This window comes from Streptomyces aureoversilis, from assembly GCF_042657885.1.
Lineage (GTDB): Bacteria > Actinomycetota > Actinomycetes > Streptomycetales > Streptomycetaceae > Streptomyces > Streptomyces aureoversilis.
Genome location: NZ_JBHSKJ010000018.1, coordinates 1 through 22,740 on the forward strand (window position 1 = coordinate 1; position 22,740 = coordinate 22,740).

Consider the following 22,740-nt stretch of genomic DNA (forward strand, 5'->3'; position numbering starts at 1 on the left):
CCTTCAGCGCCAGGTGCAGCATGACGATCGAGTCCTTGCCGCCGGAGAACAGCAGCACCGGCCGCTCGAACTCCCCCGCCACCTCACGGAAGACGTGCACCGCCTCCGACTCCAGCACCTCCAGGTGCGACAGGTCCCGCGGAAGGCCGCTCGCACACGTGTCCCCGGAGGGGTTCTGAGGTTCCATGCCGTCCATCCTGCCCGCGCTCATCCCTCGGCGAGCACGACCACGTGGTCCTCTTCGCCGAGGGTGAGGGCGGCGGCCTTGGGCGGGTTGAGGAAGACCCCGTAGAAGGGCGGCCGGTCGCTCAGCGCGCGGAGCCGGTAGCCGATGGCGGTCTCCCCGCACTGCCGGGCCGCCTCGATGACCGTCGTGAAGTTCGCCTCCGCACCCGGGCGCAGGTAGCGGGGCGCGGGCTTGAGGTAGATCTCGGAGCCGGCGGGGTCGAAGAGGTCGGCGAGCACGTCGTGGAGGTCGGGGTTCTCGGCCAGCTGGGTCAGCAGCAGGCAGACGAGCTTGGTGCTGACGATGAAGTCGTCGGCCTTGGTGACCTGGGCCACCTCGCGGTTGCCGTCGTCGTTCATCTCCGTGACGATCGAGTACGGGTCGCCCAGGCGGACCTCGATGTCGCGCAGGTGGAGCAGGGTGACCAGGGTGCGGTCGTCGGCGAGGTCGGGCGGGACGCTCTCGTCCGAGAGGACGATGACGTGCTGGTAGCCGCCCGGGCCGAGGGACTCCAGCGACCTCCTGCTGATGGGGTCGCAGGGCCGGTGACGGACCGTGAGGTTCTCCCGTGGGGTGCCGAGCGCCTCCACGGGCCAGCGCGGTGCGGCGATGTCGAGGACGGAGCCGGGCCGGACGAACTGGTCCAGCAGGCTGACGATCTTCGGGGCGCGGGAGTTCCAGCCGATGAGCAGGGTCCGGTCGGGGGCGGGCGCAGGGCCCGGGAGACAGGAGATGGCCGTGCGGACGACGGGGGCGCAGGTGTCGGCGAGACGGATGAGCAGGTCGTCCTCGGCGACGACGGCCACGCTGTCCCCGTCCTGGATCACGGTGTCCATCGGGGGGTTGACCAGCACCTCGCCGCCGGGCCTGCGCAGGCCGATGGGGATGCCGAGCTCGTAGGCGTGCAGCGCCTCGCCGTAGGTCGTGCCGGTCAGCGCCGGTTCGGGCCGCAGGTAGATCTCGTTGCCGACGAAGCTGAGCAGTTCGTCGCAGACCGCGGAGAGCCCCGCCTGCCGGTGCGACTGGACGACGAGCCGGACGGCGAAGTCCTCGGCGTCGACGACCAGGCCGGTCTCCCCCGCCGCGAGCCGCGCCACGGACAGGTTGTCCGAGTTCTGCACGGCCGCCACGACGTGGGGCCGGGAGCCGCGCCAGGTGCGGTTGTTCAGCAACAGCAGCACCTTGATGACGCTGGTGTCGCTGTCGTCCCCGCCGGGCGGCAGCACCATGACCGACCGGGCGGTGTCGGGGCTCACGAGCTCCAGGTCGGCCCGCTTGAGGGGGTTGCCGGAGCGGCAGATGACGTGCGTGCGGCCCGTGGCGGGGACGCGGGTGCGGATCTGGTCCTCCATCGTGACCTTGTCGCGGTCGGCGAGGATCACCACGCACGAGCGGCGCTTGCTCTGGTTGGCCTCGACCAGCTCGGCGACCACCGTGAAGACCTGTTCCGACCAGCCCAGGATGATGGTGTGCCCGCGCTCGACGAGCCGCGAGCGGCCCTTGCGCAGCTGCTGGAGGCGGATGTCCAGGCCGGTGGTCAGGACGCCGATGAGCGCGCTGACGATGAAGATGCCGCCGATGGTCACCAGCAGCATCAGGACCAGGAACGCCGGTCCCCCGGTGTCCCCGCCCATCGTGCCCGGGTCGAGGGTGCGCAGCATGCTCATCCAGGCCACGCCGGCCCAGCCGCCGTTGGCCTCGGTGTCCTCGTCGGTCCACAGCACCACCAGGACGGTGGTCGAGGCGATCAGCAGGAGCGAGGCCAGGGCGAGCCAGCCGATGAGGGCGGGGGTCCCGCGGTCCATGGTGGCGTCGAACCAGTACCGCAGCCGTTCCCGCAGCGTCGCGCGCGTCATGTCCCGCTCCCCCTCGCTCCGGACGGATCATCCCAGGCGGAGGACGTCCCGGTGGCAGAATGGGCGCGTGGACCTCCTTCCCCATTTCCACCGTGAGGTACGGGCGTTCGAGGCCGCGGCCCGCCGGACGGCCGCCGCCGGCGGAGCGCCGCCGGTGCCCTCCTGCCCCGGCTGGTCGGTGTCGGACCTGGTGGTGCACCTGGGCAGCGTGCACCGGGGCGTCGCGCACATCGTCGGGGACCGGCTCACGGGCCCGCCGGACGCCGCCGGCCCCGCCTTCTCCGCCGGGCTCCCCGAGGACACCTCGGACTGGCCGCGGCCGGAGAGCGCGCCCAACCACGGGCCGCTGCCGCAGAGCCTGGCCGACTGGTTCGCGGAGGGGGCGGCCGCGCTGGAGGCGCTGTTCCGCAGCCGCGCTCCGGAGGAGCCCGCGTGGACGTGGTCGCGGGAGCAGACCACCGGATTCTGGCTGCGGGTCCAGACCATCGAGGCGGCCGTGCACCGCTGGGACGCGGAGAACGCCCTGGGGACGCCCGGGCCGGTGGACGCCGCGCTCGCGGTGGAGGCCGTGGACCACTCGTTCGAGGTGATGGTGCCGTGGAGCCGCACCCGCACCGCCGCCCCGCCCGGCTCCGGGGAGCGGTACCGCTTCCGGCGGACGGACGGCGCCGGGGTGTGGACGGTGCGCTTCGACGGGGACGACGTCCGGTCGGGCGCCGGCAACGGAACCGGCACCGGCACCGGCACCGGCGAGCAGGAGGCCTGCGACGTCGAAGTGTCCGGTACGGCTTCGGAGCTGATGCTGTTCCTCTGGGGGCGGCTCCCCGCCGGCCGGCTCGCGGTGCGGGGCGACCGGGAGGTCCTGGACCGCTATGCCACGCTGGTTCCCCCGGTCTGAAAGCCGCGTGCGGGCCCCGTGTTCCTTGACCCCGCCCGGTGGTGGCTGATAGACCCCCGGATACCTGAACGAACGCCGGGGCTGCGGGAGTTGGACGATGGAGATCACCGACGATTTCGGTCTTCCGGTCGCCATGATCGGCGCCGGTGAGCTCGCCGCCGCCCCCTGGACCCGGGCCGACCCGAAGTCCGTGGCCGTCGTCCGGATGACCGACCCCCCGCCGGAGCTCCACGGCGAACTGTCCCGCCGCGGCTTCGTGCGCAAGCCGTCGACCGTCACGTGGCGGGCGGCCCTCGGCACCGGCGAGGAGGAGTTCCTGCGGCGCCTTCCCCGCAAGTCCCGGCAGCGCATCCACCAGGCGCGCCGGATGATCGCGCGGGACGGCCTGCGGGAGGTCGTCGAGGACCGGATATCGCCCGAGGGCCTCGACCTCTTCCTCGACCTCTACGAGGACCGGGTGGCGCGGATGCCGTACGGCGTGGCCTTCGCCCGCAGGCACCGGGAGACCATCCTGCACGGCCCGGAGAAGTACTTCGCCGTGTTCCTGTACCGGGGGGAGGCCCTGGAGGGCGGCACGCTCGCGCTGGAGTCCCCGGACGAGAGCGCGGTCAGGCTGCGCTGGTCCGCGGTCACCGAGGCGGCGCGGCGGGCGAGCCTCCCGCGCGCCCTCTACTGCGCGACGATGCGGGTGGCCCGCGAGAAGGGCTACGCGTGGGCCACGATGGGCGACGACCCCAACCTCTACGGCCACATCCCCCGCCCGGGGCTGTTCACCTTCAAGGCGAGCATGGCCTTCGAGGCGGTCCCCTCGCAGGACTTCGCGGATCCGGCGGGCTTCGACGAGGCCGATCTGGTGCTGTCGCTGGACGCACTGACGGACCCGGTGCTCATGCTCGGCTACGCGGACGACGGCAACGGCGGGCCGAGCGGGGGCGCGGACCCGGCGGGGCGCGGGCTGCGGGCCTTCCTGGTGAGCGGCTCGCAGGTGGACACCGAGCCGTACACCGCTCCGTTCCTGTCCGGCCCGCCCGTCGTGCGGCGGCTGCCGGGCGGGCTCAGGGGTTGATCCGGCCGCTGCCGCGGGCCCGCGTCGCGTCGCACCAGGCGGGACCGGTGCCGGTGCAGCGCCGGTACGGCGGGGCGGGGACGCCCCGGGCGCGCAGCCGGGCGCCGTCGTCGAGGTGGAAGTCGGGGCGGGGCCGGCTCTCGTCGTAGTAGCGGTGGAAGACGGGGGTGAGCGCGCCCGACATGGGCGGGACGATCCACGACCAGTCCGCCGGGCAGCTGCGGCCGGCAAGCTCCTCCCTGGCCAGGTGGCGCAGGAAGCGGGCGGATTCGGTGTGGTGGTCGGCGATGGTCACCCCGGCGGCGTCGAAGGAGTGCAGGACCGCGCGGTTGACCTCGACGAGCGCCTGGTCGCGCCAGAGGGTGCGGGTGCTGGAGGTGTCCAGGCCGAGCCTGCGGCCGACCTCCGGCAGGATGTCGTACCGGTCGGTGTCGCAGAGGTTGCGGACGCCGATCTCGGTGCCCATGTACCAGCCGTTGAAGGGGGCGGCGGAGTAGGAGATCCCGCCGATGCGCAGCCGCATGTGGGAGATGGCGGGGACGGCGTGCCAGCGCAGGCCGAGCTCCGCGAACCAGGGCAGGGCGGGGTGGCTCAGAGGGACCTCCAGCACGTCGTCCGGCGGGAGTTCGAACATCTGTAAGGCGTTCCCCCTGGTCTGGATGATCAGGGGCAGCACGTCGAAGCGGCCGCCGGCGCCCTCCCAGCCCAGCCGGGCCGCCAGTTCGGCCAGCCCGAACCCGCTGGGGTCGCCGGTGTAGCCGCCTTCGAAGCGCAGGTAGCCGGCGTAGCGCACGAGCTGCTCGTTCCATATGAGGACGGGCGGGCCCTCGGCGTCGTCCTGCGGGAAGACGGTGACGACCGGTCTGATCCGCCCGGCGTTGGTGGCCGTCCGTAAGTGGGCGAGGCACTCGGCGGCGACGTCCGCGGCGTTCGTGACGTGCCGGCGGTCGCGGACGCGCAGGCTCTGCCAGTAGAGCCTGCCGATGCAGCGGGCGGAGTTGCGCCAGGCGACCTTGGCGCCGAAGACGAGCTCTTCGGGGGTGTGGCGGTAGGTGCCGGTCTCGGCTATCTGCCGGCGTATCGCGATCAGCCGGGTGTGGAGGGCGGTGTCGTCCAGCCCGGACTCGTCGTGGAACTGCCGGACGAAACGTTCTGCTTCCCCCTGGTCCACCGCGGCCCGCGGGTGCCGCCCGTTTCGCTGATCGGTCGTCATCGAGCCCCCACCTTGCGCCGGCCGCGGCCGGCTCCGGCCCGGACGGCCGGGAAAAAGACCTTCGGACATGCGCGCCGGGACATCGTATGCGGCGGCCCCGCGGCGGCCAAGGAGTCTGCGGAAAGGCCTCCGCGCCGCCCCATCACCATGTCCGATGACCGCCAGACAGGCGGGCGCGGCGTGGGAACAATGACCACGTGCTCGACTTCGACAGCTACTACCGGGCCATGGCCAGCCGCGACGCGCGGTTCGACGGGTCCTTCTACGTCGCGGTGACCACCACCGGCGTCTACTGCCGCCCGGTGTGCGGTTCGCGGACGCCGAAGCCGGAGAACGTGCGCTTCTTCCGGATCGCCGCGGCCGCCGAGGCCGCGGGTTTCCGGGCGTGCCGCAGGTGCCGGCCCGAAGCGGCGCCCTCCTCCCCCGAGTGGAACGTGCGCGGCGACCTGGTGGCGCGGGCGCTGCGGCTCATCGCGGGCGGCGCGGTCGACGAGATCGGGGTGGCCGGGGTGGCCCGGCAGCTGGCGGTGAGCGAGCGCCACCTGCACCGGCAGCTGGTCGCGGAGGTCGGGGTCGGCCCCCTCGCCCTGGCGCTGAACCGCCGCACCCAGGTGGCCCGGCTGCTGATCGAGTCCAGTGCGCTGCTGCTGTCGGAAGTGGCCCTCGCCGCGGGCTACTCCAGCGTCCGGCAGTTCAACGACGGGATGCGCGCGGCCTTCGGCTGCTCGCCCACGGAGCTGCGCAGGGCCTGCGGGGCCCGGGCGGACCAGCGGGCGGGAGAGCGGGCCCCCGGCCGGTCCGGGCCGCTGGTGCTGCGCCTGCGCTACCGGCCGCCCTTCGACGGCGCGGGCATGCTGGCGTGGCTGCGGGAGCGGGCCGTGCCCGGCGTCGAGGAGACCGAGGGCAACCGCTACCGCCGTACGCTGCGCCTGCCGCGGGGCAGCGGCACCGCCGAACTCGACCTCACCGTCGCACCGGCCGCACGCGGCCGGACCGGGCAGCAGCACGTGACGCTGCGGCTCACGCTCGCCGACCTGCGCGACGTGACGGCCGCCGTACGGCGCTGCCGCGACCTGCTCGACCTCGACGCCGACCCCGCGGCGATCGGGGACGCCCTGCGCCCCGACCCGTGGATCGGCCCGCTGGTGCGGGCCGCGCCGGGGCTGCGGATGCCCGGGTGCGCGCACGGCTTCGAACCGGCGCTGCGGGTGGTCCTCGAACAGTTCGCCTCCCTGGCGGAGGTGCGCGCGGTCTGCACGCGGATGGCCGCGCACTGCGGCGAGCCGGTCACGGCGGCCGGCGAGGGCCGTCCCTGCCGGCTCTTCCCCTCCGCCGAGGCGCTGGCGGACGCCGACCCGGCCGCGTTCGGCCTCGCCGGGAGACCGGCGGCCGCCGTGCGGGCTCTCGCCGGTGCGGTGGCCGCGGAGAAGCTGTCCCTCGAACGGGACGCCGACCGGGAGGAGACCGCGGCGCGGCTGCGCGAGCTGCCCGGTGTGAGCGGGTGGGCCGTGCAGCGCATCGCGATGCACGCCCTGGGCGACCCCGACGCGTTCGCGCCGCAGGACCCGCAGGTGCGGGCCGCCGCGAAGGCCCTCGGCCTGGCCGGGGCCCGCGATACCGGCCGCCTGGCGGAGCACGCCCGCGCCTGGCAGCCGTGGCGCTCGTACGCGGCACTGCACCTGCGGGAGGCGGCGCCCCGGTAAGGGGCGCGGGGCGGTGTCGATCTGCGGCTCCGCCACGCGGGCGCGACCGGCCACGGACGGCCCGCAGCCGACTTCGCACACCGATTCGTACTTCCGGCGGAGCCTCGAGGAGATCGATGGAAGCTCACGGCATGCGCAGCTCGACGCTGCCCACACCGCTCGGCCCCTTCAGCCTGCTGACCGTCGGGGACGGAATCCTCGCCGCGGGGTTCACGGCTGAACCGAACGGCCTGCTGGCCGAGCTGCCCGCCCCGTGGCGCGACCGCGAGCCGGTGCCGGCGGAGGTGCCCGAGCCGTACGCGGCCGCGCTCGCCGCCTACTTCGGCGGCGAGGTCGAGGCGATCGACGCGCTGCCCGTCGTGCAGAGCGGCAGCGGCTTCCGGACGGCGGCCTGGCGGGAGATGCGCCGGGTGCGGCCCGGTACGACGGTCAGCTACCAGGAGCTGGCGGCGTCCGCGGGGAGGCCGGGTGCGGCGCGGGCCGCGGGCGCCGCGTGCGCGTACAACCTGGTGCCGCTGGTCGTCCCCTGTCACCGCGTCCGCCGCTCGGACGGCTCGCTCGGTGGCTATTACTACGGCCTCGCGGTCAAGCGGTGGCTGCTCGATCACGAGAAGGGTGCGGGCAGCCGGTGAACGCGTACTGGCGGGTGCTGAGGTCGGGGGACTTCGGGCGGCTGTGGCTGGGCGCGTCCGTGTCGCTGCTCGGCGACGGGATGACGTTCCTCGCGCTGGCGTGGCTGGTGCTCGACGAGGGCGGCACCGGGCGGCTGGGGCTGCTGGGGGTCTGCTTCACGGCGCCGGTCGTCGTGGGCGGCCTGCTCGTGGGGCCGCTGCTCGACCGGTTCGACAAGCGGACCCTGCTGATCGCGGACAGTGTGTTCCGGGCGGCGTGCGTGGCGTCGGTTCCCCTCGCGGCGGCCGCCGGCGGGGTGCCGGTGTGGCTGCCGTTCCTGGTGGCGGTGGTCTACGGCCTGCTCAAGATGGTGCCGCTCGCCGGTTTCCCCGCCGCGATCCCGCAGCTCGTCGGGGACCGCGACCTCGACACCGCGAACGCCCTGGAATCGCTGAGCTTCAGCGTGGCGACCGTCGTCGGACCGGCGGCGGCCGGCGTCCTGGTGGGGGCGATCGGCGCCCCCCAGGTGCTGCTCGTCGACGCGGCGTCCTATCTGGTCTTCGCGGCGCTGGTGGCGACCGTGCGCCGGCCGCTGTCGCCTCCCTCGCGGGCGGGGCGGCAGGCGGGGAAGCGGGCGCCGAAGGCGTCGCTGAGGAGCGTCGCGCGCGACCGGGTGATCGTTGCCACGACGGTCGCCTTCATGCTCTTCAACATCGCCGACGGGATGCTGATCCTGGTCGTCGGGCCGTGGCTGGCGAAGAACGAGCTGCACGGCGGCGCCCCGGTCCTGGGCGCGCTGACGGCGGCCCTGGCGGCCGGGGAGGTCCTCGGCGCGGCGGTGGCCGGCGGGGGCCGCCTCGGGCCCGCGTCGGTCCGGCTGATCGGGCTGGTCCAGACGGGGGCCGCGCTCGCCTTCCTCGCCGTGCTCGGAGCGCCCCTGGAACTCGTGGTCGGCGCCGGGTTCTTCGCGGTCGGCCTGCTGAGTGCGCCCATGACCGTATGGGCGCAGTCGCTGCGGATGCGGCGCATCCCGCCGGAGCTGCACGGGCGGGCGTTCGCCGGGCTGCGCACGCTGATGACGGGCACGGCGCCGCTCGGGGCGGTGGTCGCCGCCCCGCTGCTGGCGGGCGGCAACCTGACCGCCGCGGCCGTGACGATGGCCTGCTGCGCCGGGCTGCCGGGCCTCTATCTGCTGCTGTCCTCCACCGGCGACGGCCCCGTGCCCGCCGCTGCGACCGGGCCGGTGCCGGAGCGGGCCGACACCCGCTGAGGTGTCGCGCGCACCACCGTGTGCACCGGCGGACGGCGCCCGAGGAAGCCGCGCAGGGCGAACTCCCAGCCGTAGGCGCCCGCCAGGGGGAAGACCACGAGGTCCCCGGCGCGCAGCCGGCCGACCCGGATGCCGCGGGCGAGGATGTCCTCGGGCGTGCACAGGGGCCCGGCGAGGGCGACGGTGGTGTCGGTCAGGACGGGGCGGGGGCACGCGTACGGCCAGCGGTCGACGTCCACGACGGCGGCGTCGAGGGCGACTTCCAGGAGGGCGGGCAGCATGAAGTGGTTGATGCCGCCGGCGAGGACGGCGAACCGGCTGCCGGCCACCTCCTTCACGTCCGTCACCTGGGCCGCGTAGTAGCCGCTGTCCGCGACGAGCCAGCGCCCGGGTTCGAGGACCACGCGGACGCCCGGCGGAGGCGGGGCGGCGCGCAGCCGGGCGGCGAACCTGCCGAGGTCGAAGGGTGCCCCGCCGCGCGGAGCGACGCCGAGGCCGCCGCCCGCGTCGAGCACGCGCAGGGCGAAGCCGTGCTCGCGGGCGGCCCGTACGGCCCAGCGCAGCCGTGCCTGCACGTGGGCGGCGTGGGCGTCGGCGTCGAGGTTGTTGGACACCACGTGGAAGTGGTAGCCGACGAGGTCGAGTCCGGGCAGGGCGCGGGCGACGGCGGCCGCCTCCGGCAGTGCGTCCTCGCCGATGCCGAACTGGGTGGCGTGGCCGTCCATGCGCAGCGCGCCCTGCAGCGGTCCGGTGGCCGCGTTGACGCGGAGCACGACCGGGATGCGGCGGCCGGCCCGGTCGGCCGCGGCGGCGATCCGGTGGAGTTCGAGGGTGCTCTCGGCGCTGACGAAGTCCACGCCCGTCCGGGCCAGGGCCGTGAGCATGGCGTCGGTCTTGCCGGGCCCGGTGGCGATCAGGGCCCGTGCCGAGGCTGCGCGGGCCGCCGCGGCCTCGCCCTCGGAGGAGACGTCGAATCCGTCGGTTCCGGGGGCGAGCGCTTCGAGCACGGCCGGGAAGGAGTTGGCCTTCACGGCGTAGAAGACCTCCGCCCAGTCCGGGAGGCGGGCGCGCAGCAGCGCCGCCCTGCGGCCCGCCGCGGCCGGGTCGTGCACGTACGCGCACAGCGGCTCCGGCCCTGCCTCCTCCGCGAGCCGGCGCAGCCGTTCGGCGACGGGGCCGGGCAGGGCCGAGGAGGGCAGGGCCGGGCGGGCGCCGGTGCCCGGCGACCACTGCTGGGCGGGCCAGGGGACGGCCGCGGAGGGCTGCGCCGCGGGCTGGGTGGCGGCCATCAGAAGTACGTCTCCAGGGGGCCGGTGCGCCGGATGTCCAGGGTGGCGCAGTGGAAGGCGCCGCCGAAGGCCGTGTAGTGCTCGAACGTGCAGGGGACGGGGTCGAACCCCCACTGCTCGAAGGCCTTCAGGAGCGGTGTCTGGGACCGTTCGACGACCACGTGGTCCGGGTCGAGCATGAGCACGTTCAGGCTGCTCCACGCGCTCATCAGCCCCCGCTGCATGACCGGCGTGACGACCGGCTCCGGGGGGATGAGCACGTCCCAGGACCGGAAGACGGAAGGGAGCCCTTCCGGGTCGATGAACTCGGGGTTGACCAGGACCTTTCCGGGGGCCAGGGGCAGCAGGGAGGTGTCGATGTGCATGGCCCTCGGGTAGCGCGAGACGACCTCGTGGACGCGGTACCCCGGCCCGAGGTGCCGGCGCAGCCACTCCAGGCCGAGGGCGTTGGTGACGTGGCTGCGCTCCATGAACAGGTCCCGTCCGCAGCGCATGACGTCGGCCGCGTCGAAAACCGGTTCGGCCTCGGTGACCAGGTACGTCATCTCCTGATCCGGGGGCGGGATCTCGTAGCCGGGGCGGTACTGCGCGTCGAGGAGGCGGGGCTTGGGGGCGGCGGTCCAGCGGGCGCCGCGCTCGAAGTACTCGGTGAGCAGGCCGCGGTAGGGCCAGGTCTCGAAGTACCGGTTGCGGTCGGCCATCGGCACTTCGATGATCTCGTCCCCGACGACGAGCAGGAGGTCGCGCGGGTTCGCGGCGGAGATGCCGTTGGCGACCGCCCAGGCGGGGGTGGCGAACGGGCGGGAGGTGTCGGGCGGGTCGGGGCGGCGCACGGTGACGTGGGCGTCGTGGAGGATGCCGATGAGCTCCTCCAGGCCGCGCTGCGCCTCCTCCACCACGTCCCGGGGCATGCGGGTGCCGGCGGCGGCGCTGAGGTGCTCCTGTGCGGCGGGCGGTACGGAGATGCGGTCGAGCACCTCCCACGACGACGTCATCGCGCCGTCGACCCTGCCGACGACGACTTCCTCCAGCGGGTCCCATTCGTTGTGCGAGGAGACCACGGGCATGAGGGGGATTCCTTCCGTGAGGGGCGGCGGGAGGACGAGGACCGGGCTAGCGGGTCATGCAGTTCTCGTCGCTCTCGCGGCCGCCCCGGTAGGCGATCTCCCCCTTGATGACCTTGCGGTAGAAGCTCCAGTACGAGGTTTCGGTGACGAGGATCTTCTCCTGCATGGCGGCGTGCAGCTGCGGCACGTTCACCATGGGGACGCCCTGGTGGTAGTGGTGCGCGGTGTGCAGGTTGTTGTAGTTGGTGAGCCAGCGGGCGAAGCGCGAGGCGTGGATGGTCCGGGTGTTGCTCAGGACGTTGTCGTCGGTCTGGGTGTTCAGGCCGAAGTGCTCGGGCATCTCGATCAGGAAGTGCGCCGCCTCGCTCACGAGGAGGGCGGGGGCGAACCAGGCCAGGACGACGAACCAGTCGCGGGTCAGCACGCCGGCCGCGACCGCGCCGGCCAGCAGGACGAGCAGCAGGGCGTACTCGTTCTGGACGGCCCGTCCGGCGCGCGGCCGCTCGACGCCGGGGATGGGGCGCCGGGCGGCGCCGCGGCCCAGGTTGCGCAGGACGTCGGCGTAGCGGCCGGGGTGGAACGCGGCGAGGGCGAAGCCGTGCACGCTGTCGAGGCCGTGGAAGCGGTAGTTGAAGAACTCCTGGTTGCGGGGGGTGCCGAGGAAGGCGTGGTGCCGGAGGTGCTCGTACTTGTAGTGGGAGTACGAGCTGAACATGAACACCCCGCAGACGAATCCCCAGGTCCGGTTCGCCCACCGGGCGTGGAAGGCGTGCTCGTGGAGGCACTCGTGCTGGAGCTCCACCAGGTAGGCGTACATCACGCCGAGGACGAGGACGGCGGCCGCGCAGGTGACGGGGTTGCGGAATTCCAGCAGGGCCGTCCAGCAGACCACGATCACGGCGAAGGCGACGGCGACCTTGGCCAGGAAGCGGCGCGGGCGGCGTTCGAAGTACGACGCCGGCAGGCCGCGCCGGGTGTCGGCGCCGCGGACCGGCGCCAGGGCCACGTCGTGGGAGCCGTCGAGGTTGAGCTGTTCGCCTTCGTGGGGAGCCGTGCGGGACATGGCTGTTCCTCCTTCTTCTGTCTTCTGCTTCTTCCGGTTGCCGGGGGTGCGGGCGCTCCGCGGGTTACGGATGCGCGGGAACGATCAGCCGGCCGGCCGTCAGCGCCGTGGTCACGCAGGGGGCCTGTGCGTAGGACTCCCGGCCGATCGGGTCGCGGGCGAGGGCCGGACGGGCCGGGGAACAGGCGGCACCGGCCTCCCGCAGGAGTGCGGCGGGCGCGCCCCTCACCCGCAGGAGTCCGCTCCCCCGGGCCTCCTCCCCGCCGTCCACCAGGCAGTACGCCGCGAGCCAGTCGGGGCGGCCGTCGGCGGAGCGGCCGCAGGGGGTGAGGGAGTCGAGGAGGAGGGCGCGCCCGGGGAAGGCCGTACGGGGGAAGTGGCCGCCCGGTGTGGCCGGGGGTCGGGTGCCGGTGCCGAAGGTGCCGTGCGGCACCAGCCAGCGGTCCGGTTCGGCCAGCAGCTCGCACGCCCGGCAGAGGTCGGCGTGCCGGCGGCCGGTCGCGGTGACGAGCCCGCGGAGGGGGAAGTCGTGCGGCGGGTAGGGGGAGGAGCATCCGCTGCCGGGCCCGCCGGCCGTGCCGTCCTCCTCCTGTGCGGCGGCGGTCAGCGCCAGCAGCGCGGCGGGGCCGAGGACGACGGGGTCGCCCGGGCGGATGTCGCCGGGGGCCGCGGCGGCCGCCCAGGGCAGGGAGCGGGGCGGGCCCGTCCCGTCCTTGAGGTGGAGCACGCGGTCACGGTCGCGGACGAGGAGGTACGTACGCGTGGACAGGGCCACGCGGCTGCCGTCGCACGTGACGTCCGTCGTGACGCGGCCGGTCTCCACGAGCAGGCCGTCCTCGCCGAGCGCGGGTGCGGCGCGGTCGCGGAGCGCGCGGTGGACGGCCCGGGCGCGGCGCCCCGGCTCCTCGGCGGTGCGGGCCGCCCCGGTCGAGGACAGCCGCCACGTTCCGGGCTCGTCGGAGGCGGCGGTCATGGCCAGCCGGGTGCGCGTCTCGCCGGCGCCGGCGTCCAGGCGCACGATGTCGTGGCTGCGGGTGACGGTGACGGCGGGGGTCACGGCGTGCACCGCAGGCGGGAGAGACGGAGGGCAGGCGCGCACATGCCGACGTCGAACAGCAGCTGGCCGTCCTTCCCGCACAGGGCGTTGTCGCCGAACTCGGTGTGGGCGCCCGTCTCCACGACGCGGGTGAGGACGTCGGCGCGCTCGCGCAGGCGGCCGCGGACGTACTCGCCCGTGCGGCGGCCGGAGCGGATCCGCTCGCCGAGCACCAGGCGGGCCTCGAGGGTGGCGCCGGTGCGGATGCCGTCCGCGAGCCGGTGGACGAGGAGCCCGTGGCCGGCGTTCTCGACGAGCACGTCCGTCCCGGCGTCACCGGGCCGGCAGACGACGTTCGACATGCGGGGCAGCGGCCGGTGCAGCACCGATGCGGCGCGGCTGTTGGCGGTGGGCATCGCCGCCTCGGCGGCGGCGCTGGAGAGGCTGTGCAACTGGCGTACGAGCCTGCCCTCGTGCACGATCCGCTGCCGGCCGAGGCGGACGACGCCTTCGTCGTCGGTGTCGTAGTGGGCCGGGCCGCCCTCGGCGAGGGGATCGTCGTCCAGGGTGATCAGCTCGCCGGCCACGCGGCAGCCGAGCCGGTGGGCGAGGGCGGGCGTGCCGCCGGGGGAAGCCTCGGCGAAGTGGCCCGCGGCCTCGTGCAGCAGGACGCCCGCGGGCTGGGGCATGAGCACCGCCGCGCACTCCCCCGGCTCCGCGTCGCGGGCCGCGTCGACGGCGGCCAGCAGCCGGGCGGCGGACTCGCACCACGCCGGGTCGGTGAGCCGGGGCAGCGCCGGGCCGCGGCCGCTGCGCCCGACGGGGACCTCGTGCCCGCCGGGCGTGAGCAGGTCGCCGGTCAGCGACCAGACGCGGCGCGCCTGGGGGGCGCCGGTGCCGTGGGCCGTCCCCGCGACGACCCGGACCGAGGAGACCTGCGAGAACTGCAGGGCGGCGCGGCCCCCGAAGCGGTCGCGGAGGGCGGTGAGGGCGGCCAGGACCTCGCCGTGGTCCTCCGGCGGCTCCGGATCGGGGAGTTCGATGCGCCAGGGGCCGGGCGGGTCACCGGAGAAGATGCGCGTGCCGCGGCCCGGGCCCCGGTCGTGGCGGCCCATGCGGGTGGCCAGGAGGCGGGCCGACGTCCCGCGGGGGCCGGCCGTCACCACGCCGCCGAGGGCCGCTTCGCAGGCGACGGTCTCCCCCGCGGGGGCGTCAGCGGGCATCGGTGTCGCCGTTGACCGGCGCCTCCAGCAGCAGGCCCATCCCGGCCAGCGAGCGGACCAGCTCCAGGCCGCGGCGGAGCGTGGTGTCCGGGTCGCCGGGGTCCTCGGGGAAGACCTCGGCGATGAGCTGCCGCGCGGTGCGCCGGCCGTCGGCGCGCTCCAGCAGGTCGCGGGCGCTGCGGCCCAGCTGGATGGTCTCGATCCGGTCGTGGGCGCTCTTGCGGGTGACCACGTAGCTGCTGCCGTTCGCGCCCGTACCCTCCTGGGCGGCGGGTGCCCCGGCCGGGCCGCGCAGCATCCGGTGCAGGTCGTGCGGGAACTCTGCGCTGAGGAAGTCCCCGGCGCGGAGGGCGGATTCGGGGCCGACGTTGGGCGCGGCGGGGCGCGGGGGCGGCTCGGGCAGGTCGGCCGCGGCCAGCCGCATCATCTCGTAGCGCACGAGGGACGCGGCCGGCGAGTCCTCGATGCCGAGCCGGACGGTCTCCTCCTGGGCGAAGACCAGCAGGTCCCGTGCCTCGCTCTGGTGGCGGAAGCGGGTCCCCGGCGAGTGCTCGGCGTTGTACTCCTCGATCCAGGCCACCCAGCGCTCGTACCAGTCCATGGGCGAGTCGTAGTACGGCAGGAGCCGCGGCCACAGGGACGCGAGGACGACGACGTGGCCCGAGAGCTCCTCGGCCGCGTCGATCAGTGCGTCGCCCACGTCCGGGCAGGCGAAGCGGTAGTCGGTGCAGAAGAGGTCCTTGTGCTCGCGCCGGTACTGCTGGACCTGTCCCATGAGCCGGTCGGTGACGGGGATGTCGTAGTACTCGGCGGGGCGGTTGAGGGTGGGCGCGTACTGCTTGTACATGGGCGACTGGTGCAGCGGGACGAGCGTGAAGAGCTGGCTGCGGCCCTGGCCCTCCTCCAGGAACTGGAAGAAGCGGGTGAGGGTCTCGGACATGGTCTCGCGGGTCTCGGTCGGGTAGCCGACGATGAAGCCGGTGACGGGGCGGATGCCCGCGGCCTTCGTCGCCCGGACGACTTCCAGGGACCGTTCGAGGTCGAGGTTCTTCTTGATCCAGCGCTGCATCTTCGGCGAGCCGCTCTCGATGCCGTAGTAGATCTCCTCGCAGCCCGCCGCGCCCATCTTGTCGAGGAGCTCGGCGTCGATGAGGTCGGTCCTGGTGCTGCAGCCCCAGGTGACGCCGAGGTCGCGGGCGATCAGGGCGTCGCAGAACTTGTGGGCCCAGGGGCGGTCGCAGGTGAAGATGTCGTGCGAGAAGTTCACGCTGGTGCGGCCGAACACGTCGCGGACGTACTCCAGCTGCCGGATGATGTCGTCGATGGGACGCATGCGGAACTTGCGCTCCCAGAAGGGTGCGGTGGCGCAGAAGGAGCAGCGGAAGGGGCAGCCGCGGCCGACGTCCAGGTACAGGCGGGCGCCCTTGGACATGTCGTAGGCGTAGTAGGCGGGCCAGGGCAGGTCGGCGAGGTCCTGGAACAGCGGCCGTTCGGCGTTGACGACGGCCTCGCCGCCCTTGCGGTGGGTGAGGCCGCGGATCCCCGAGGGGTCCCCGCCGGCGTGCAGCGTCTCCAGGAGCTCGTTGAAGGTCGCCTCGCCCTCGCCCCGCACGATGAAGTCGGCCCAGGGGAAGCGGCCGAGGAACTCGGCGCTGACGGGGGTGACGGCCGGGCCGCCGAGGCAGATCAGGGTGTCCGGGGAGCGCCTGCGCAGGGCCTGCCCGAGGAGGACGGTGTGGACGAGCGAGTCCGCGTCGGTCATCAGGCCGACCAGGGAGTCGCCGGCCGCGAGTACGGACTGGGCGAGGCTGTCGTAGAGGGCGTCGTCGTTGGGGACGGCGCCGTCGAGCAGCAGCTGATTGGTCTCGACGACCTCGATCGCGGCGGGCGCTCCGGCCGTGTCGGCGGCGGCCTTGAGGGACAGCAGGCCGACGGGGACGAAGTTCTGCATGGGCGGCGGGTCGCCGGGCCGGGTCCGCAGGGACATCCCGCCGTGGTTGAGGTGCGGGCTCGTGGCGAGCGCGACCTTCATCATGAGCGCTCCCCCGGCACGGTGCTGCGGGCCGGAGCCGGAGCCGGGGCCGAGGGGCCGGCGTCCCGGGCGCCGGGCCCGGCCCGTTCGCCGCGGCGCAGTTCGACGCGCGGCTCGGCCATGATCCGGGCGCGGAAGAGCTCTTCCCTGCGCAGGATGCTCTGCAGCTGGAAGTCGCTGGTGCCGCAGCCGTCGAAGGTGCCGTTGAGGATGCTGGACTGGCTCGGGCAGCGCCCGGTGCAGAAGTACTTGTCGTCGTTGATGGGGCAGCCTTCGCAGGTGTCGCGGTAGTTGTCCCAGGTGATCTTCCGGATGAGCCAGTCCTCGCTCTCCCAGATGTCGGCGAACGGGGTGAGCTGGACGTTCCCGCCGCACAGCACCTTGTTCCCGGCGCAGGTGCTGCACGGGAAGACGTCCCCGGCGGAGTTCACGTAGCAGACGCCGCGCGCGCTCATGCAGCGGCGCGTGGCGAAGACCATGGTGTAGAGGAAGTCGAGCACCTTGCCCGCGCACAGGCCGAGGGTGCGGTCCTTCTCGCGGCCCCACTCCTCCTCGTCGATCCAGAACCGGGCGGTGCGCTCGACGTCGTGCATCGAGCTCGCGAGGTCCTTGTGGAGGGCGCCGCGGCCCATCGGGATGAACGGCACGCTGCGCAGGCTGACGTCGTTCTCCTTCGCCCAGTCGATGATGACGGGGAGGTCGTCGACGTTCTCATGGGTCGTGGTGGTCATGATGCTGGTGTTGAATCCGCGGTCCCGGAGTTCGGCGAGCCGGCGGGTGACGTAGGCGAATTCGCCTTCGTTGCGGTATTTCCCCTGTCCGTGCAGGCCGTCGATGCTCATGCTGATGATGACGTCGTCCTGCGGTATCCGGGAGAGGATGCGTTCGCTGAGCGTCGTGCCGTTCGTGGCGATGCCGATGACGAATCCCAGGTCGTACGCGCGCTGCACGATCTCGCAGAAATCGGGGTGCATCGTGGGCTCGCCGCCGGTCACGATCAGCGAGAACACGCCCATGGCCGCCCATTCGTCGAGCAGCCGCATGATGAGCTCGGTGGGCAATTCGGAGCTGCGCGCCCGGCCGCCCTCGACGAAGCAGTGCGGGCAGCGGAGATTGCAGGAGCGGGTGATCTCCAGCCACACCATGGCGGGCGCACGGAAATGGAAGTCCGTCTCCACGGAGAGTCTTTCGACGAGGTGGGCCGTGCATCGTTCGGGTGGTTCGCCCGCGCGCAGCAGGGCTTCGGCGCCCTCGTCGTACATGGCCACCGAACCGTCCGGGAATGCGGCCAGCCAGCCGAAGTCCTCCCGGCGGTAGCGAATGACCGGCCGGGTCCTCGGCGGCAGCCGCCGGGCGTATTCGGGCGTGCAGGACGAAACGTGCTGCAGCAACGTACCCCTCCATCGTCTCCGTCGTCGTCCGTCTCCGTCGCGCGCGGGACGGACGTGAACCGCCGGGGCCCTCGCCGGTGAGCACGAGAGCCCCGGCGGTCGTCGGGTGCTCCGGTTCCCCGCTGCTACTTGGGGGTACCGACGGTGCTGGCCGTGGTGGCCGTGCGCTCTTCGATGACGGAGATCTCCTCGACGGCGCGCTCGGGCGAGTCGGGTACGGACGGCATGTCCTGGGGCGAGACGTGCAGGTGGGCGATGCGCAGGTCGCCGCGCGCCCCGCGGGTCACCACGAGGGTCTCGCGCAGGTACTGCTGTTCCTCGCCGAGGGCCACCCGGCAGTGCAGGCTGACGAGGGCCGTGTCGCCGAGGATCCGGATCTCGGGCGAGAGCAGCTGGCTGCGCCGGGCCGTGCCGGCGGCGAGGGTGAACACCCGCTGGAATTCCTCACGGCTGTCGATGCGGGTGGGCGACGACAGAATGAAGAAGGTGGCGTCGGGGGCGAACAGGTCGAAGTACCCCTGGTCGCTGCGGTCATATGCCGACCGGTACTCCTCGAGGAGCTGCTGGACGGCTTCCCTGGTGATGGCGCCCGCGGTCACCGTGGGCACGAAATCTATGGTCATTGAGCGATTCCCTTGTTTTTCGGCTGCTCCGGCTGCGTCGACTGCATGAGGGACCGGAAAGGGACGTCGTGCGGGAGCACCCCCAGCGGAGCTGAGGGAGGGTACCTGCGGAGAATTTCTCATCTCGCCCTTGCATCAGATCGCAAGGCTCACCCAGTCGCTCGCTTGTTCGCTGGTACCCGACTATCATCGAGGGTGAGTTGGCTGTCAATACCCGCGAACTCCTGCATAAAAGTGCCCAGTTGACGGGTCCGCTCGCGGCCGCGATCAGCGGTTTTCGGCGCGGAATCCGTTATTCGAGCCGGATGTGAATTCGGGAGTCCTGTTCCGAATAGAGGACGGCCGGCCCCGGAGCCCCGCGCCACGGCGGCACGGGCCTGGCGTCACGGACGATTCGATCAGCCTCCGGACGGGCTCGGGCCGCAGGCCGGGCGGCTTGCACATGGCGCCACGGCGGTGTGAGGATGGCGCCATGGAACTCATGCGGTATGTCGACAATCTGCGCCAGGAACTCCTGGTCGCAGCCGAGGCGGGCGACGCGGAGACCCGCGAGGTCGCCGAGCGCCTCGTCGCGCCGCTCTCCTCCGCCGTCCGGCTCGTCCTGCTCGACGCCCTGTCCGCCGCCGCCGACGAGATCACCAGCGATCTGGCGCCGGGCTCGGTCGAGGTCCGGCTGCGCGGGCTCGACCCGAGCTTCGTCGTCACCCTGCCCCCCGCCGACCACGGCCCCGGCGAGGCCGAGGGCGGCTTCGAGCACCCGCACGCCGGTGCCGCGCCCTCGCTGCCCACCCCGCTGCCGGTGCCGGCGGGCGGGGAGGACGGCGCCACGTCCCGCATCAACTTCCGGCCGCCCGAGCACCTGAAGGCGCGGATCGAGGAGGCCGCCGGGCGCGAGGGCCTGTCGGTCAACGCCTGGCTGGTCCGGGCGGTGTCCGCGATGCTCGACTTCGACGAGCAGGCCCGGCGCCCCGAGCGGCGCGCGCCGCGGGGAGGCCAGCACTACACGGGCTGGGTGACCTGACCGGGCCGGTACCGGAGCCCGGTACCGGAGCATCGCCACCCTTCCGACCAGCGGGGACAACACCATGCCTGTTTTCGAGACGCCGCAGCCCATCTCCGTCTCCGTCGACCTCCAGGTCGGGGATGTCCGCCTCCAGGCGGACGAGCGCACCGACACGGTCGTCGAGGTGCGCCCGAGCGATCCGGGCAGCACGGCGGACACGAAGGCCGCCGAGGACACCCGCGTCGAATACGCGGGGGGCCGGCTGCTCGTCAAGGGCCCGAGGTCGCGCGCCTTCTTCGGCAGGACCGGATCCGTCGACGTGGCGATCGGCCTGCCGTCGGACTCGGCGGTCGAGGGCACGGGGCAGATGACCGCCTTCCGCTGCAGCGGGCGGCTGGGCGAGTGCCGGATCAGGACGTCGGCGGGTGACATCCGGGTCCAGGAGACCGGCCCGCTCACCGCCACCACCTCCCTCGGCGACGTCACGGCGGACCGGGTGCACGGCACGGCCACGATCACGACAGGGACCGGCGCGGTACGGGCCGGCGAACTGGCGGGGCCGGCGGTGATCAAGAACTCCAACGGCGACAGCCGGGTCGGCGAGGCGGCCGGGGACCTGCGGGTGCGGTCGGCCAGCGGCAGCGTCTCGGTCGGCACGGCGCACGCGGCCCTGGAGGCCAAGACCGCCCACGGGGACATCCGCGTCGGCGAGGTCGTGCGCGGCTCGACCGTGCTCGCCACGTCGAGCGGCCAGATCGAGATCGGCATCCGCCCCGGCACGGCCGCGCGCCTCGACGTCCGGACGAAGTTCGGCAACGTGCACAACCTCCTGACGGCCTCCGACGGACCCGGACGGTCCGTGGAGACGGCCGAGGTGTACGCGACCACGTCGGTCGGCGACGTGACCATCCGCCGGGCCGGGGGCGCCTGACGCGGCCGGGGTTCCGGCCGGCGGACGCCCGCCGAGGAGCCCGGGAGGGTCACGCCCCGCTTCCGCCCTCAGCCGGACCTCAGTCGGTCAGGGCCCGCACCACGGTCCGTATGCCGCGCCACACCCAGCCCAGCGCACCGACCTCGATCGCGGTGTCCGCGGCGTCGACGGCCATCTCGGCCCGGTCCGAACGCCGGCAAGGCGGGCACGTACGCCGCCGGAAACGGCCGTCCCTTCCACAGCGCCTGCACGCGCCCCTGCGGTTCCACATGAGCATGATCATCCCATGACCGGCCGCGGGAGACGGACGCGGAGCGGGGCGGGGGCGGGATGCACCGGGCCGGGCAGTGCCGTGGCTGCGACCACTGCCCGGCCCGGAGGCCTCAGCCCTGCGGTACGAGTGCGGAGCGCTCGTGCTCCTGCTCGTGCTCGCAGGCGTCGTCGATTCCGTAGGTGTCCCACGCGGGGAACGGGTCGGCGGCCGGGAGGCTTTCGCCGTCCCGCATGAGGCAGCCGGCCAGAGCTGCCCGGAGTTCCTCGCCGCGCAGGCCGGTGCCGATGAAGACCAGTTCCTGGCCCTGCGCACTGTCCGCGTCCCGGGCCCCTGAGGGTTCGAAGCGGGCGACGGAGCCGGCCTGCGACCACAGGCCGGTCACCCGGGAGCGGCCGGCCAGCCAGAAGAAGCCCTTGGACCGCAGGATCCGGCCGTAGGCCCCGCTGTCGAGGCCTCCGGTGACGAACTCCCACAGGCGGCCGGGGTGGAACGGCGCGTCGGAGCGGAAGACCGTGCTGGAGATGCCGTACTCCTCGGTCTCCGGGACGTGGTCGCCGTTGAGTTCCATGACCCAGCCCGGGGCCTGCTGTGCCCGCTCCAGGTCGAACAGCCCGGTCCCGAGGACGTCGCCGAGGGCCACGCGTCCGCGGGTGGCGGTCACGATCCGGGCCGGCGGGTTGAGCCGGACGAGGGCGGCCCGCAGCCGTTCGGCGCTCTCCGCATCGACGAGGTCGAGTTTGTTGAGCACGATGACGTCGGCGAACTCGATCTGGTCCATCAGCAGGTCGCTGACGGTGCGCTCGTCGTCCTCGTACTGGTCGAGCCCGCGCTCGGCGAGCCCGTCCCCTCCTTCCAGTTCCGGAAGGAAGTTGGCGGCGTCGACGACCGTCACCATGGTGTCGAGGCGCGCCAGGTCGCCGAGGGTGGCGCCGTCGTCACGGGGGAAGGCGAAGGTCGCCGCCACGGGCATCGGTTCGGAGATGCCGCTGGACTCGATCAGGAGATGGTCGAACCGGTCCTCGCGGGCGAGGCGGTCGACCTCCTCCAGCAGGTCGTCGCGCAGGGTGCAGCAGATGCACCCGTTGGTCATCTCGACCAGGCGCTCCTCGGTCCGCGACAGGGCGGCCTCGCCGCCGCGCACGAGCGCGGCGTCGATGTTGACCTCGCTCATGTCGTTGACGATGACCGCGACGCGCAGGCCCTCGCGGTTGCTCAGCACGTGGTTGAGCAGGGTGGTCTTGCCCGCTCCGAGGAAGCCGGACAGGACGGTGACGGGCAGTCGTCCGCGCATGCCCCGTCAGCCTTCGGGGTGCAGCAGGCCGCGCTCGTAGGCCTTGACCAGGCGCTGCGGCACCAGGTGGGTGACGCCGTCGACGGTGACCGGCACGAGGTGCGGCGCGGCCGCCTTCCACTGGGCGCGGCGGTGGCGGGTGTTGCTGCGGGACATCTTCCGCTTGGGGACGGCCATGGGTTCGGGATCCTCTCCGGGTCGGTGCGGAACCGACGCTATATGAAAATGGATCCCATTACCAATTGAAGTACGTGCGGACGGGTGGGCCCCGCCGATCGACGGGCTCGTGCCGAGGGCCGGCCGGCACCCGCCGACCGGCCCCTGTGTCATCCGGGTGCGCTGCATCCGCACCCGAGGGCCTGCCTCATCCGCCGCCGTGGCACGCGCATGAGCATGAGCAGCCCGGTCCGCATGTGCAGTCGGCACTGTTCGCCGGGGCGGGCTCGTGAAGGGTCATGGCCGGCTGTCCTCCTTCGACGCGCGGTTACCTCGTTCCAGCGAACACCCGCCCGGGGCCGGCGACAAGAGGGGTGCACGGTCCGGCGAACCTTGCCGCATTCACATCGCATGCCCGCAGCCCCATATCTGCCATCGCGTCACATACCACCGCATCGGCCATTGCGCCGGCCGCTCCCCTGCTGGGAGCCTGAGAGCGCCACATCGGGCCTTTTTG

At 73.4% G+C, this 22,740-nt stretch carries 19 protein-coding genes and 1 pseudogene; 7 read left to right on the forward strand and 13 right to left on the reverse strand.

Annotated features, from left to right (window positions below):
• Window positions 1-187 (reverse strand): annotated as a pseudogene (locus ACFPP6_RS27130) (sulfate adenylyltransferase subunit CysD); the annotation flags it as partial.
• Between the two features lie 20 nt (window positions 188-207).
• Entirely contained in the window at window positions 208-2,082 is a 1,875-nt protein-coding gene (locus ACFPP6_RS27135) for a CASTOR/POLLUX-related putative ion channel (RefSeq protein WP_382047540.1), read from the reverse strand.
• A gap of 67 nt (window positions 2,083-2,149) precedes the next feature.
• Between ACFPP6_RS27135 and ACFPP6_RS27140 the strand changes: the two genes are divergently transcribed.
• Both ACFPP6_RS27140 and ACFPP6_RS27145 read left to right on the forward strand, forming a co-directional pair.
• Window positions 2,150-2,980 carry a maleylpyruvate isomerase family mycothiol-dependent enzyme gene (locus ACFPP6_RS27140; RefSeq protein ID WP_382047543.1) on the forward strand — a complete coding sequence of 277 codons (831 nt, stop codon included), beginning with the start codon at window positions 2,150-2,152 and terminating at the stop codon, window positions 2,978-2,980.
• 97 nt (window positions 2,981-3,077) lie between these two features.
• Window positions 3,078-4,046 carry a hypothetical protein gene (locus tag ACFPP6_RS27145; protein ID WP_382047545.1) on the forward strand — a complete coding sequence of 323 codons (969 nt, stop codon included), beginning with the start codon at window positions 3,078-3,080 and terminating at the stop codon, window positions 4,044-4,046.
• Here ACFPP6_RS27145 and ACFPP6_RS27150 read toward each other — a convergent pair.
• Window positions 4,036-5,259: a nitric oxide synthase oxygenase gene (locus tag ACFPP6_RS27150; protein WP_382047548.1), complete on the reverse strand. Its 1,224-nt coding sequence runs from the start codon at window positions 5,257-5,259 to the stop codon at window positions 4,036-4,038. The two genes, ACFPP6_RS27145 and ACFPP6_RS27150, sit on opposite strands and share 11 nt — an antisense overlap.
• 197 nt (window positions 5,260-5,456) lie before the next feature.
• Here ACFPP6_RS27150 and ACFPP6_RS27155 point away from each other — a divergent pair, with 197 nt between their 5' ends.
• From ACFPP6_RS27155 to ACFPP6_RS27165, 3 genes are all read left to right on the forward strand, one after another.
• Complete coding sequence (locus ACFPP6_RS27155) at window positions 5,457-6,962, forward strand: bifunctional transcriptional activator/DNA repair enzyme AdaA (RefSeq protein WP_382047551.1); 1,506 nt, start codon at window positions 5,457-5,459, stop codon at window positions 6,960-6,962.
• 131 nt (window positions 6,963-7,093) lie between these two features.
• Window positions 7,094-7,594 (forward strand): methylated-DNA--[protein]-cysteine S-methyltransferase, encoded by a 501-nt coding sequence (locus ACFPP6_RS27160; RefSeq protein WP_382047554.1) that lies wholly within the window; start codon window positions 7,094-7,096, stop codon window positions 7,592-7,594.
• A complete protein-coding gene (locus ACFPP6_RS27165) occupies window positions 7,591-8,844 on the forward strand; it encodes an MFS transporter (RefSeq protein ID WP_382047557.1) in 1,254 nt (417 codons plus the stop codon). Before ACFPP6_RS27160 ends, ACFPP6_RS27165 begins: the two co-directional genes overlap by 4 nt.
• Here ACFPP6_RS27165 and ACFPP6_RS27170 read toward each other — a convergent pair.
• The 8 genes from ACFPP6_RS27170 to ACFPP6_RS27205 all read right to left on the reverse strand — a co-directional run bounded on the left by ACFPP6_RS27170 (window position 8,760) and on the right by ACFPP6_RS27205 (window position 18,568).
• Window positions 8,760-10,133, reverse strand: a complete 1,374-nt coding sequence (locus tag ACFPP6_RS27170) for an alanine racemase (protein ID WP_382047560.1) — start codon at window positions 10,131-10,133, stop codon at window positions 8,760-8,762. The genes ACFPP6_RS27165 and ACFPP6_RS27170 overlap by 85 nt on opposite strands.
• Window positions 10,133-11,200: an amidinotransferase gene (locus ACFPP6_RS27175; RefSeq protein ID WP_382047563.1), complete on the reverse strand. Its 1,068-nt coding sequence runs from the start codon at window positions 11,198-11,200 to the stop codon at window positions 10,133-10,135. Before ACFPP6_RS27175 ends, ACFPP6_RS27170 begins: the two co-directional genes overlap by 1 nt.
• 46 nt (window positions 11,201-11,246) lie before the next feature.
• Window positions 11,247-12,263 carry a fatty acid desaturase family protein gene (locus ACFPP6_RS27180; protein ID WP_382047565.1) on the reverse strand — a complete coding sequence of 339 codons (1,017 nt, stop codon included), beginning with the start codon at window positions 12,261-12,263 and terminating at the stop codon, window positions 11,247-11,249.
• 64 nt (window positions 12,264-12,327) lie between these two features.
• Window positions 12,328-13,320 (reverse strand): hypothetical protein, encoded by a 993-nt coding sequence (locus tag ACFPP6_RS27185; RefSeq protein ID WP_382047568.1) that lies wholly within the window; start codon window positions 13,318-13,320, stop codon window positions 12,328-12,330.
• A complete protein-coding gene (locus tag ACFPP6_RS27190; protein WP_382047571.1) occupies window positions 13,317-14,522 on the reverse strand; it encodes a metallopeptidase TldD-related protein in 1,206 nt (401 codons plus the stop codon). Before ACFPP6_RS27190 ends, ACFPP6_RS27185 begins: the two co-directional genes overlap by 4 nt.
• Complete coding sequence (locus ACFPP6_RS27195; protein ID WP_382047574.1) at window positions 14,512-16,557, reverse strand: radical SAM protein; 2,046 nt, start codon at window positions 16,555-16,557, stop codon at window positions 14,512-14,514. The genes ACFPP6_RS27190 and ACFPP6_RS27195 overlap by 11 nt, the downstream gene beginning before the upstream one ends.
• Window positions 16,554-17,945, reverse strand: a complete 1,392-nt coding sequence (locus ACFPP6_RS27200) for a radical SAM protein (RefSeq protein WP_382047577.1) — start codon at window positions 17,943-17,945, stop codon at window positions 16,554-16,556. Before ACFPP6_RS27200 ends, ACFPP6_RS27195 begins: the two co-directional genes overlap by 4 nt.
• A gap of 125 nt (window positions 17,946-18,070) precedes the next feature.
• Window positions 18,071-18,568 (reverse strand): YybH family protein, encoded by a 498-nt coding sequence (locus ACFPP6_RS27205; protein ID WP_058043217.1) that lies wholly within the window; start codon window positions 18,566-18,568, stop codon window positions 18,071-18,073.
• Between the two features lie 472 nt (window positions 18,569-19,040).
• On the opposite strand from ACFPP6_RS27205, the gene ACFPP6_RS27210 reads away from it, so the two are divergent.
• Together ACFPP6_RS27210 and ACFPP6_RS27215 are read left to right on the forward strand one after the other, a co-directional pair.
• Window positions 19,041-19,589 (forward strand): hypothetical protein, encoded by a 549-nt coding sequence (locus tag ACFPP6_RS27210; protein WP_382047580.1) that lies wholly within the window; start codon window positions 19,041-19,043, stop codon window positions 19,587-19,589.
• Between the two features lie 64 nt (window positions 19,590-19,653).
• A complete protein-coding gene (locus ACFPP6_RS27215; protein ID WP_382047582.1) occupies window positions 19,654-20,502 on the forward strand; it encodes a DUF4097 family beta strand repeat-containing protein in 849 nt (282 codons plus the stop codon).
• Window positions 20,503-20,885: 383 nt separating this feature from the next.
• On the opposite strand, the gene ACFPP6_RS27220 is transcribed toward ACFPP6_RS27215, so the two are convergent.
• Both ACFPP6_RS27220 and rpmF read right to left on the reverse strand, forming a co-directional pair.
• Window positions 20,886-22,067: a GTP-binding protein gene (locus ACFPP6_RS27220; RefSeq protein WP_382047585.1), complete on the reverse strand. Its 1,182-nt coding sequence runs from the start codon at window positions 22,065-22,067 to the stop codon at window positions 20,886-20,888.
• Window positions 22,068-22,073: 6 nt separating this feature from the next.
• A complete protein-coding gene (rpmF, locus tag ACFPP6_RS27225; protein ID WP_382047588.1) occupies window positions 22,074-22,244 on the reverse strand; it encodes a 50S ribosomal protein L32 in 171 nt (56 codons plus the stop codon).
• Window positions 22,245-22,740 lie beyond the last annotated feature (496 nt).